We start from the raw sequence: 11,200 nt of genomic DNA, 5'->3' as shown, positions 1-11,200 counted from the left end.
GTGCGCCACCGGCCTTGCCGGCACCGCCGTTGCGGGCGAAGTTGACGATGTCTTCCTTGGTCACCGCACCGCGGCGGCCGGTGCCGTCCACGTCGGCCGGGTTCACGCCTTCGGTGATGGCGGTGAAACGGGCGCCCGGGGGCAGGGCGTCGGCGGCGCTCTTGGCAGCCGGAGCCGGAGCGGCGGCGGCGGCCGGCGCGGCAGCCGCCGGGGCGGCAGCGGCCTTCTTCTCTTCAGCGGCGGGTGCCGGGGCAGCCGCCACGGCACCTTCTTCGATGATGGCCACGACCTGGCTGGAGGTCACGGTAGCGCCGACGTCGAACTTGATTTCCTTCAGCACGCCATCGACCGGCGACGGCACTTCCAGAACGACCTTGTCGGTTTCCAGATCAAGCAGGTTTTCATCGCGCTTGACGGCATCGCCGACCTTCTTGTGCCAGGTGGCGATGGTGCCGTCGGCGACGGATTCGGGCAGTACCGGGGCTTTGACTTCGGTGGCCATGCGGGAGCTTCCTGGTTTGTCTTTTCTAGAATGAGGGAGGAGGTTATTCAGCGACCGAGTCGTTGAACGGGTTGACCAGCGCGTCGGCGATCAGCTTCTGCTGCTCGATGACGTGGTCAGCCATGTGTCCAGCGGCCGGCGATGCCGAACGGGCGCGACCTGCGTAATGGATGCTCTGGCCATCGGCCAGGCACGCCTGCAGGTGGTGGCGGATCTGGTACCAGGCACCCTGGTTCTGCGGTTCTTCCTGACACCACACCACATCGGCCGCCTTGCCGTACTTCTTCAGCTCTGCCGCCAGGGCCACGCGCGGGAACGGATACAGCTGTTCGACGCGGATGATGGCCACATCGTCCTGGCCGCGCTTGGTCTGGTCTTCCAGCAGGTCGTAGTAGACCTTGCCCGAGCACAGCACCACGCGCTTGACCTGCTTGGCGTTCGCGGTGGTGTCGCCGATCAGGTGCTGGAATTCGCCGTTGGCCAGCTCGTCCAGGGTCGACACGGCCAGCTTGTGGCGCAGCAGCGACTTGGGCGACATCACCACCAGCGGCTTGCGGGTGGTCATGCGCATCTGACGGCGCAGCATGTGGTACGCCTGCGCCGGGGTCGACGGCACGCATACCAGCATGTTTTCCAGCGCACACAGCTGCAGGAAACGCTCCAGGCGGGCGGAGCTGTGCTCCGGACCCTGGCCTTCGTAACCGTGCGGCAGCAGCAGGGTCAGGCCACTGATGCGGCCCCACTTGGCTTCGCCGGCAGCGATGAACTGGTCGATCACGACCTGGGCGCCGTTGGCGAAGTCGCCGAACTGGCCTTCCCAGATGCACAGCGTGTTCGGATCGGTGGTGGAGAAGCCGTACTCATAGGCCATCACCGCTTCTTCGCTGAGCAGCGAATCGATGATGGTGGCCCGTTCCGGCGACTCGACCAGCTGGCGCAGCGGCAGGTAGTAGTTGTCGGTCTTCTGGTCGTGCAGGATCGCGTGGCGGTGGGTGAACGTACCGCGGCCCACGTCCTGGCCGACCAGGCGCAGGCTGTTGCCCTCGTCCAGCACGGTGGCATAGGCCAGGTTCTCGGCAAAGCCCCAGTCGCCCGGGATTTCGCCGGCGGCCATCCTGCGGCGGTCGTCATAGACCTTGGCCACGCGCGAGTGCAGTTCCACGCCTTCCGGCACGGTGTTGATCAGCTGCGCGAGCTGCTTGAGCTTGTCGATGCCCACGGCGGTGGAGACCGGATCGGACAGCTTGCCGGCCAGCAGCTTCGGCCAGTCCACGTACATGCGGCTGGTGGCCGGGGTCTTCTCGACCGCGGCCAGCTCGGTGGTGACTTCACCGGCGTCGAGCTTGTTGCGGTACGCATCGACCAGCGCCTTGCCGCCGTCGGCCGGGATCACGCCCGCGGCTTCCAGCTTGGCGGCGTACAGCTCGCGGGTGGTCTGGTGCTTGCGGATCACCTGGTACATCAGCGGCTGGGTGATCGCCGGTTCGTCGGCCTCGTTGTGGCCCCAACGGCGGTAGCACATCAGATCGATGACCACGTCCTTGGCGAACTTCTGGCGGAACTCGAAGGCGAGCTGGGCCGCGAACACCACCGCTTCGGGATCGTCGCCGTTCACGTGCAGCACCGGGGCGGCGATCATCTTGGCCACGTCGGTGGCATAGCGCGTGGAACGCGTATCCAGCGGGTTGGAGGTGGTGAAACCGACCTGGTTGTTGACCACGATGTGCACCGTGCCACCGACGGCGAAGCCGCGGGCCTGGGACATCTGGAACAGTTCCATGACCACGCCCTGGCCGGAGAAGGCCGCGTCGCCGTGGATCAGGATCGGCATGACCTGCTTGCGGGCAGTGTCGCCGCGACGTTCCTGGCGCGAGCGCACGCTGCCGGCCACGACCGGGTCGGCGATTTCCAGGTGCGACGGATTGAACGCCAGCGCCAGGTGGACGGCGCCGCCCGGGGTGGACACGTCGGCCGAGAAGCCCATGTGGTACTTCACGTCACCCGCCGAGGCGTGCTCGTCGTGATCGAACTTGCCTTCGAATTCGTCAAACAGCTTGCGCGGGCTCTTACCCAGCGTGTTGACCAGCACGTTCAGACGGCCGCGGTGGGCCATGCCGATCACCACGTCCTTGACGCCATCCTTGCCGGCGTCACGGATGATGGTGTCCATCATCGGGATCAGGGCATCGCCGCCTTCCAGCGAGAAGCGCTTCTGGCCGACGTACTTGGTATGCAGGTAGCGCTCGAGGCCTTCGGCCGCGGTGAGCCGCTCCAGCGTGCGACGCTGCGTCTCGGCATCCAGGTTGTAGTTGCCACCGGCCGATTCCAGGCGCTGGTACAGCCACTGGCGCTGTTCGACCTCGGAGATGTGCATGAACTCCGCACCGATCGACCCGGTGTAGGTCTTCTGGAGGCGCTCAAGCAGGTCGCGCAGCTTCATGCGCGGCTGGCCGGCGATGCCGCCGGTGCTGAACTCGCTGCCCAGGTCGCTCTCGGACAGGCTGTGGAACGGCAGCCCCAGGTCCGGCGGGTTGGTCGGCGGGGTCAGGCCCAGCGGGTCCAGGCGGGCACCGAGGTGGCCACGCGAACGGTAGGCGGTGATCAGACGGCCGACATTGCGCTCGCGCTCGTCGCCGGCACCGGTGGCCGTGGCGCTGTTGCCAGCGTTCTTGGCGGCTTCGGTGATATGGGCGATGACGGCCGAGTGCGGAATGTCACCGGCTTCGCGGCCCTTGAAGCCGTCGAAGTAGGTCTTCCATTTGGGATCGACACTGTCCGGAGAAACGAGGTACTGCTCGTACAGATCCTCGATATAGGAGGCGTTGCCGCCGGCGAGCTGCGAAGACTGCGCAAACTGCTTCAGTAGATTGTCCACGATGGAGGGTCGGATTCGCTTGTGGGGTAAGGCTTCGGTGAGAACCGGCAGGAAAAGTGAATAGCCCTGCGCGGGCGGTATCTAACTCCCCAAATTGTACCCCCATCGGGACAGGAAGGGGCGCCGGGGGGCCGCGCAGCGGTGCTGCGGTGTCATTCCCAGACAGGTTCGGGCACGCGGCGTGAGCTACAGGCCGAGCGCCCGCAGTTCCGTGCATTCACGCGAACGTTCCCATACGCGCTGCAAACCGTCCTGCAACGGTCGCGAACGTGCAGGCTGGTCGAGCCCGGCTTCGCCGTCGACGCGATGGCCGGCAAGACGAAAGTAGTAGTCCCCGCTGTCATTGACCAGACAGGCCGAGGCCACGGCGCGGTCCACCGGGTCCGCTACCTGGCGGACCCGGAACACGCTGGGCAGCCGCTGCAGCAGCCCCGGCAGAGGGGAGCCGCCCTGGGCGATGGCCGTGGCGTCATGCACGATCAGGCAGGCCTGCTTGTCGTGGCGGGCGGTGGCGAATCGGCGCAGTGCCGCCATCACCGGGGCGGCATCGAGCAGGCCCGGGTCGAGCTGGCGGCTGTGGATCCACAGGTGGCGCCGGGCGCGATGGACCAGCGCGGTGGTGATGGCCACGGCCTCGTCGAAGGTGGTGATGGTGGCCGCCCCGTCCAGCACGCGGCGCATGTGCTGATGGGCGATGCCGGCCTCCTCGAACAGGTCCCCGTCCGGCAGGAAGCCCTGACGGGCGTAGAAGGCGCGGGCCGGCAGCTGGGCGTGCAGGGCAATCTCGCGCCAGCCCCTTGCCCGGGCTGCCGCGACCAGAGCCAGCAGCACGGCCTCGCCGACGCCACGGCCGCGCCAGCCGGCCAGCACGGCCATGCGCCCGACGCGGCCGTCCGGGGTCAGCCGGCCGGCGCCGATCGGCTGGCCCCCGCTGTCGCGGGCCAGCACATGCACACTGAGCGGGTCCAGCGCATCGACCTCCAGCGTGGCGGGAACCCCCTGTTCGTCGACGAACACGCGCTGGCGCACCCGGTGCAGCGCGGCATGCTGCGCCGGGTAGGGGACCTCCTCGACCTGGAAGGCGGGGCCGGCCATGTTCAGCGGCGCGGGGTGCCGTCTGCGGGGCTGGCGTCGTCCTCGCCGTCGCTGTCGTCGAAATCGACGATCACTTCGATGCCATCGTCGTGGATGGTGACTTCGTGGACATCGGCGCGGACGTCCTCGACCTCGACCACCTCGACGGTGTCGCTGGCGTCGAGGATGGCGTACCCGGCAATGGCATCGCCCTGGTCCTCGTCGTCGTACGCGTCCTCGTCCTCGTCATCGAAGGCGTTCGGGTCGAGCAGCTGGTAATGGCCGCCGGCCAGCAGCGCGTGGACGGCATCGCGGCCCTTGGCCGAGAGCTTCTGGTACAGCGGTGCGCCGAGCAGTTCGGTGGCGGCCAGCAGCTGGGCATCCTTCACCGACAGCGCGAACTCCAGGCCGCTGCAGTACAGGCTGGCACCGCGCTTGGCGCGCCGCCAGGCCATGCGCGACCAGGGGTGGCGCTGCAGCGCCAGGCCAGCGCCGAGGGCGGCAGCGACCTCTTCGGGCGGCACCGGTTCGCCGTGCGCCATCACTTCGCCGGCGGCGCGGTAGGTGGTGATGAAGCGGCCGAACCAGTCGCCGAGCTTGTCCGGGTCGTTCATGCGGATGGCATTGAGCGCGGCAACCACGCGGTTCATGGCGACCACGTCGATTTCGTTCGGGTCTTCGGGCACCTTCAGGTCCGGGTCCTGGTACCGGATGGACTCATCGGCATCCATGATCAGGGTGTCGAGGTAGTCGCTGATCAGTTCGGCCGAGGCCGGGGCGCGCATGCCGAAGGAGAAGGTCAGGCAGGGGTCTTCGGCAACGCCGTTGTGCGGGACGTTCGGCGGCAGGTACAGCATGTCGCCCGGGGCCAGCACCCAGTCGTGGGTCGGCTTGAAGCGGCGCAGCAGCTTCAGTTCGACGTCGTCGCGGAAATCCAGCGGCGGGCGCTTGCCCTTGATCGATTCGCTGGCGTCGATCTGCCAGCGGCGGTGGCCGTAGCCCTGCAGCAGGAACACGTCGTACTGGTCGACGTGGGCGCCGACCGAGCCACCGGTGGCGGCGAAGCTGATCATCACATCGTCCATGCGCCAGCGCGGCAGGAAGTCGAAGTGGCCGACCAGGGCGCGCACGTCCGGGTCCCACTTGTCGACGTCCTGCACCAGCAGCGTCCAGTCATGGTCGGGCATGCCGGGGAATTCTTCTTCCTGGAACGGGCCAGTGCGCACGGTCCAGCCGTCGGTGGCGCGGTCATGGCTGATCAGGCGGGCCAGGGCGCCTTCTTCGCAGGCCAGGCCGGCCAGATCTTCCGGCTGCACGGGGGTCTGGAAGTCAGGGAAAGCGCCTCGGATCAGCAGGGGGCGCTTCTGCCAGTAGTCGCGCAGGAAGGTGGCGGCGGGCATGCCCAGCGGGAGGCCGGGGCGGGCCTGGATTTCGATGACGGGGGTCTTGGTCTTGCGGGCGGCCATGCGGGAATCCTTGGAGCGTCTAGACGGAATGAGGGGGCGCAGCGGGTCACGCGCGCCGGCACGGCTATTGTCCGCTGGTTGGGCGGGATGTGCACCTGCGGTGGGATGTCGCGTACCGCCGGCGCGTTGCGTGCTGCGAGCCGGGGCGGGGCCGGGTGGCAGTCGTCGGCACGCGCAGAGCATTGGCGCCTCGTTGCGACGTGGGGGACGGCGGCGGGTGAGAGCCGCACACTGCACGGCCCGGCAGTTGTTTTTTGATCTTCCCTACCCGCCGGCCCTGAACCTGTACCCCATCAGCGAAAGGCTGTTCGCGCAAAAAAGAAGGGCACCGGAAACTCCGATGCCCTGCTGGGTTACAGGCGATGAAACGGCGGAATCAGACTGCCTTGGCAAGCTCCGCCGCCAGGCCGACGTAGCCGCCCGGGGTCAGTGCGCGCAGGCTCTGCTTGGCGTCGTCGGGCAGGTCCAGCGATTCCACGAAGGCCTTCATCGAGTCCGGGGTGATGCCCTGGCCGCGGGTGAGGGCCTTGAGCTGCTCGTAGGGGTTGGGCAGGCCGTAGCGGCGCATCACGGTCTGCACGGCCTCGGCCAGGACTTCCCACGAGGCGTCCAGGTCGGCATCCAGGCGTTCGGGGTTCACGGTCAGCTTGCCCAAGCCCTTGGCCAGCGAGTCCAGGGCGACCTGGGTGTGGCCGAAGGCGGTGCCGACCGCACGCAGCACGGTGGAGTCGGTCAGGTCGCGCTGCCAGCGGCTGATCGGCAGCTTGGCGCTGAAATGCTCGAACAGGGCATTGGCGATGCCGAAGTTGCCTTCGGCGTTTTCGAAGTCGATCGGGTTGACCTTGTGCGGCATGGTCGAGGAGCCGACTTCGCCTTCCTTGAGCTTCTGCTTGAAGTAGCCCAGCGAGATGTAGCCCCAGACGTCGCGCGCCAGGTCGATCAGGATGATGTTGGCGCGGCGCGCGGCATCGCCGATCTCGGCGACGTTGTCGTGCGGCTCGATCTGGGTGGTGTACGGGTTGAACACCAGGCCGAGGCTTTCGACGAAGCGCTGGGCGAAGGCCGGCCAGTCCACGTCCGGGTAGGCGATGACGTGGGCGTTGTAGTTGCCCACGGCGCCGTTGATCTTGCCGGTCAGTTCGACCGCGGCGATCTGGCGGCGCTGGCGCTCCAGGCGGGCGACGACATTGGCCACTTCCTTGCCCAGGGTGGTCGGCGAGGCGGTCTGGCCGTGGGTGCGCGACAGCATCGGCTGGGCGGCCTGGGCGTGGGCGAGGGCGCGCAGGGTGGCGGCGATGCCGTCCAGCGACGGCAGCAGCACCTCGCGGCGGGCCTGTTCGAGCATCAGGCCATAGCTGAGGTTGTTGATGTCTTCGCTGGTGCAGGCGAAATGCACGAATTCCAGCGCCGGGCCCAGCTCGGCGTCGGCCTTGAGCTGTTCCTTGATGAAGTACTCCACCGCCTTGACGTCATGGTTGGTGGTGCGTTCGATCTCTTTCACCCGCGCGGCGTGGGCCGGGGCGAAATCATCGGCCAGGGCGCGCAGGCGCGCCGCAGCGGCGGCGGAGAAGGGCGCCAGCTCGGCGATGCCCGGTTCGTTGGCCAGGGCCAGCAGCCATTCCACTTCGACCTTCACGCGGGCCTTGATCAGGCCGTATTCGGAGAAGATCGGGCGCAGCGCATCGACCTTGCCGGCGTAGCGGCCATCGAGCGGGGACAGGGCGAGCAGGGCGAATTCGGACATGGCAGGGGCAGGGCGATGACGACGGGGGCCGTCATTCTACGCTGCCCCGGCGGTTCCGGCGGGTTCGGCTGCCATCCGTACGGTCACTGCCTGGATGCGGTGCCCCGCCATGCGCTTGACCGTGATGGTGTGGCCGTCGATCTGCAGCTGATCGCCCTCCTCGGGCAGGCGCTGCAACTGGTGGACGATCAGCCCGCCAACCGAATTCAGGTGCTCGGGGGCGTCCAGGTCATGGCCCAGCAGCCGTTCCAGGCGGAAGATCGAGGTCGAGCCGGCCACCAGCAGGGTGCCGTCCGCGCCACGGGTGGGCGCGTCCTTGACGATGTGCGGGTGCTCGTCCTCGATGTCGCCGACCACCACTTCGAGCAGGTCTTCCAGGGTGAAGTAGCCCAGGATGCGGCCATGCTCCTCCACGCACAGCGCCAGATGGGTGGTGCCGGTGCGGAAACGCTCCAGCACCAGCGGCACCGGGGTTTCCAGGGCGATCAGGTTGGCAGGGCGCAGCAGGGGGCGCAGATCGCCGGTCGGCTTGCCACGCGCGATCTCCACCAGCAGGTCCTTCATGTGCAGGATGCCCAGCACCTCCTCGCCATCGCGGTCGAACCACGGATAGCGGCTGTAGCGGCTCTCGGCGAATTCGGCCATCACCTCGTCCAGGCCCATACCATCGCGGAACGCGCGCAGGTGGTCGCGCGAGCGCATCAGGTCGCCCGCCACCAGCTCGGGCAGTTCCAGCGCGTGGCTCATCAGCGTCAGGTCGTGGTCCGGTGCATCGCCGGTCGGCTGCTGGCGGCCGACGATCAGCTTCAGCTCCTCGCGCGAATAGCGGTGCGAGGTGTGTTCGACGTCGCCCCAGCCGGCCAGTCGCAGCAGGGCATTGGCGCTGTTGTTGAGCAGCCAGATCGCCGGGTACATCGCCCAGTAGAACAGGTAGAGCGGGGCGGCGGTCCACAGCGACATGCGGTCGGGGCGGCGGATCGCCATCGACTTGGGCGCCAATTCGCCGAGCACAATGTGCAGGAACGAAATCACGCTGAAGGCGATGATGAAGGCGGTCAGGCGCGAGGCATCCGCGCTCATGCCCACCGCGTCGAACAGCGGCTGGAGCAGGTGCGCGAACGCAGGCTCGCCCACCCAGCCCAGGCCCAGCGAGGACAGGGTGATGCCGAGCTGGCAGGCCGACAGATAGGCGTCCAGGTGCGAATGCACGTTGAGCAGCAGGCGGCCGCGCCAACCGTGCTGTGCGGCCAGGCCCACCGCCTGGGTATGGCGTAGTTTGACCAGGGCGAACTCGGCGGCAACGAAGAAGCCGTTGAGCAGCACCAGGCCGAAGGCCAGCAGCAGAAGGAGCAGATTGCCGATCATGGTCGGCCCCGCGATGGCGTCGTCATCGGCATGGCGGTGCACAGGCCGGCGCGCGGCGCGGGCAGCGGTGCGTGCGCGTCGGCACGCCCGGAACTACTGTCGGGGTCGTCACCCATCGGGGCGGAGTGCTTTCTGAATGGACGTGGATTCCGAGTCTAGCCGATGAGTGGCGCGCTTGGGTTTCATCGCGGCATCGGAGTATCGTGCGCAGAGCCGCCAGCCAGGGAATCGGGCCCGTTGCCAGCCGCCATTCCCTTTCCACACTGAAAGAATCGCGGAGTCATGCAATGAGCAAGGGTTTCAGGATCGAACACGACAGCATGGGTGAGCTGCAGGTGCCCGCCGATGCGTTGTGGGGCGCGCAGACGCAGCGTGCAGTGAACAATTTCCCGGTGTCCGGCCAGCGCATGCCGCGCGGGTTCATCCGCGCGCTGGGGCTGATCAAGGGCGCGGCCGCGTCGGTGAATGCCGAGCTGGGCCATCTGCCGAAGAACATCGCCAAGGCCATCGAGCTCGCGGCGGCCGATGTCGCCGACGGCCGCCATGATGCGCACTTCCCGATCGACGTCTACCAGACCGGGTCGGGCACGTCGTCGAACATGAATGCCAATGAGGTCATCGCCACGCTCGCCAACCGCGCGGGCAAGGCCGGCAAAGTCGCGGTGCACCCCAACGACCACGTCAACCAGGGCCAGAGCTCCAATGACGTGATTCCCACCGCGCTGCGCGTGTCGGCGCTGCTCGGCGTGCACGAGCAGCTGCTGCCGGCGCTGGTGCACCTGCGCAAGACCATCGACAGGAAAGGCCGCAGCCTGCGCAAGGTGGTCAAGACCGGCCGCACCCACCTGATGGATGCCATGCCGCTGACCTTCGAGCAGGAGTTTGGCGCGTGGTCGGCACAGCTTGCCTCGGCGCAGGCGCGCATCGAGGACAGCCTCAAGCGGCTGCGCCGGCTGCCGCTGGGCGGCACGGCGATCGGCACCGGCATCAACGCCGACCCGCGCTTCGGCGAACGCGTGGCCAAGGCGCTCAAGCAGCAGACCGGGGTCAAGTTCGACAGCGCCGAGAACAAGTTCGAAGGCCTGGCCGCGCAGGACGATGCGGTGGAACTGTCCGGTCAGCTCAATGCGCTGGCGGTGGCGATGATCAAGATCGCCAACGATCTGCGCTGGATGAATGCCGGTCCGCTGGCCGGGCTGGGCGAGATCGAACTGCCGGCGCTGCAGCCGGGCAGCTCGATCATGCCGGGCAAGGTCAATCCGGTGATTCCCGAAGCGACGGTGATGGTGTGCGCGCAGGTGATCGGTCACCACACCGCGATCACCGTCGCCGGGCAGACCGGCAACTTCCAGTTGAACGTGACGCTGCCGTTGATTGCCGCCAACCTGCTGGATGGCATTGGTCTGCTGGCCAACATCTCACGCCTGCTGGCCGACACGGCGATCGCCGGGCTGACGGTGCGCGAAGACCGCGTGCGCGAAGCGCTGGGCCGCAACCCGATCCTGGTGACCGCGCTGAACCCGATCATCGGCTATGAAAAGGCCGCTGCGATCGCCAAGCGTGCGTACAAGGAACAGCGGCCGGTGCTGGACGTGGCCAAGGAGGACAGTGGGCTGTCGGAGGCCGAACTGCGCACGCTGCTCGATCCGGCAGCACTGACGGCCGGTGGCATCCACGCCGGCGGCGGCGGCGGCGGTTGATCCCTGTTGTGAAGGAGCCGACCCACGGTCGGCTCCTCCTGTTCAGTGCCGGTCTGCCTGCAGGTTGTCGAAGGTCTCGGTGTAATCCTTGAACTCCGGGATGCGCGCGACCAGATCCGGCGGGATCGGCTGCATGCCCTCGGGCACCTGGATCCTGACCGAGCGCTTGGCCGGGTCCGGTGCGGCATCGGTGAGCGTGTTCTGACGCAGCACCTGCAGCTGACCGAACATCTGCTGCAGCAGGGCCTGCTGGCTGGCATCCAGCGGAATCTCGATCTCGTCGATCTTCATGTGGCCGTTCGGCAGCACGATGATGTTCGGCGCGGGTGCGCGACGCACGGTGAGCATGCCATCGCTGACGGTGATCTTCGGCTTGCTGCGCTCGGCGCGATGATTGCGGTACTCCTGGTCGCAGCCGGTGGCGGCCAGGCAGAACAGGGCGAACAGCAGCAGGCACAGCTTCTTCATGAGCAG

General features: G+C 67.6%; 8 protein-coding genes. 1 reads left to right on the top strand and 7 read right to left on the bottom strand.

Annotated elements, in window-relative coordinates:
* The 6 genes from ACPEH1_RS17645 to ACPEH1_RS17620 all read right to left on the bottom strand — a co-directional run.
* On the bottom strand, positions 1 to 502 hold a 502-nt coding region (locus ACPEH1_RS17645; protein WP_423716133.1), incomplete at its 3' end, for a biotin/lipoyl-containing protein.
* A gap of 43 nt (positions 503 to 545) precedes the next feature.
* On the bottom strand, positions 546 to 3,377 hold the full coding sequence (locus ACPEH1_RS17640; RefSeq protein ID WP_312711009.1) for a 2-oxoglutarate dehydrogenase E1 component: 2,832 nt from the start codon (positions 3,375 to 3,377) through the stop codon (positions 546 to 548).
* A 186-nt stretch (positions 3,378 to 3,563) separates the two neighbouring features.
* On the bottom strand, positions 3,564 to 4,472 hold the full coding sequence (locus tag ACPEH1_RS17635; RefSeq protein WP_313161072.1) for a GNAT family N-acetyltransferase: 909 nt from the start codon (positions 4,470 to 4,472) through the stop codon (positions 3,564 to 3,566).
* A 2-nt stretch (positions 4,473 to 4,474) separates the two neighbouring features.
* Positions 4,475 to 5,917, bottom strand: a complete 1,443-nt coding sequence (locus ACPEH1_RS17630; protein ID WP_153165381.1) for a cupin domain-containing protein — start codon at positions 5,915 to 5,917, stop codon at positions 4,475 to 4,477.
* A 376-nt stretch (positions 5,918 to 6,293) separates the two neighbouring features.
* Positions 6,294 to 7,661 carry an adenylosuccinate lyase gene (gene purB, locus ACPEH1_RS17625; RefSeq protein WP_017356477.1) on the bottom strand — a complete coding sequence of 456 codons (1,368 nt, stop codon included), beginning with the start codon at positions 7,659 to 7,661 and terminating at the stop codon, positions 6,294 to 6,296.
* A gap of 36 nt (positions 7,662 to 7,697) precedes the next feature.
* A complete protein-coding gene (locus tag ACPEH1_RS17620; RefSeq protein WP_423716134.1) occupies positions 7,698 to 9,026 on the bottom strand; it encodes a hemolysin family protein in 1,329 nt (442 codons plus the stop codon).
* A 287-nt stretch (positions 9,027 to 9,313) separates the two neighbouring features.
* Between ACPEH1_RS17620 and ACPEH1_RS17615 the strand changes: the two genes are divergently transcribed.
* Positions 9,314 to 10,726 carry a class II fumarate hydratase gene (locus tag ACPEH1_RS17615; RefSeq protein WP_017356479.1) on the top strand — a complete coding sequence of 471 codons (1,413 nt, stop codon included), beginning with the start codon at positions 9,314 to 9,316 and terminating at the stop codon, positions 10,724 to 10,726.
* A gap of 42 nt (positions 10,727 to 10,768) precedes the next feature.
* Here the strand turns inward: ACPEH1_RS17615 and ACPEH1_RS17610 are convergent, their stop codons facing one another.
* Positions 10,769 to 11,194 (bottom strand): hypothetical protein, encoded by a 426-nt coding sequence (locus ACPEH1_RS17610; RefSeq protein WP_017356480.1) that lies wholly within the window; start codon positions 11,192 to 11,194, stop codon positions 10,769 to 10,771.
* Positions 11,195 to 11,200 lie beyond the last annotated feature (6 nt).

The organism is Stenotrophomonas sp. NPDC077421 (assembly GCF_049545505.1).
GTDB lineage: Bacteria > Pseudomonadota > Gammaproteobacteria > Xanthomonadales > Xanthomonadaceae > Stenotrophomonas > Stenotrophomonas nematodicola.
This window is presented reverse-complemented; position numbering and strand designations above follow the sequence as displayed.

Excerpts from the sequence above, each read along its gene's own strand:
- ACPEH1_RS17615 (WP_017356479.1), top strand. The coding sequence starts at position 9,314 with ATGAGCAAGGGTTTCAGGATCGAACACGACAGCATGGGTGAGCTGCAG.
- purB (WP_017356477.1), bottom strand. The coding sequence starts at position 7,661 with ATGTCCGAATTCGCCCTGCTCGCCCTGTCCCCGCTCGATGGCCGCTAC.
- ACPEH1_RS17620 (WP_423716134.1), bottom strand. The coding sequence starts at position 9,026 with ATGATCGGCAATCTGCTCCTTCTGCTGCTGGCCTTCGGCCTGGTGCTG.
- ACPEH1_RS17630 (WP_153165381.1), bottom strand. The coding sequence starts at position 5,917 with ATGGCCGCCCGCAAGACCAAGACCCCCGTCATCGAAATCCAGGCCCGC.
- ACPEH1_RS17610 (WP_017356480.1), bottom strand. The coding sequence starts at position 11,194 with ATGAAGAAGCTGTGCCTGCTGCTGTTCGCCCTGTTCTGCCTGGCCGCC.
- ACPEH1_RS17635 (WP_313161072.1), bottom strand. The coding sequence starts at position 4,472 with ATGGCCGGCCCCGCCTTCCAGGTCGAGGAGGTCCCCTACCCGGCGCAG.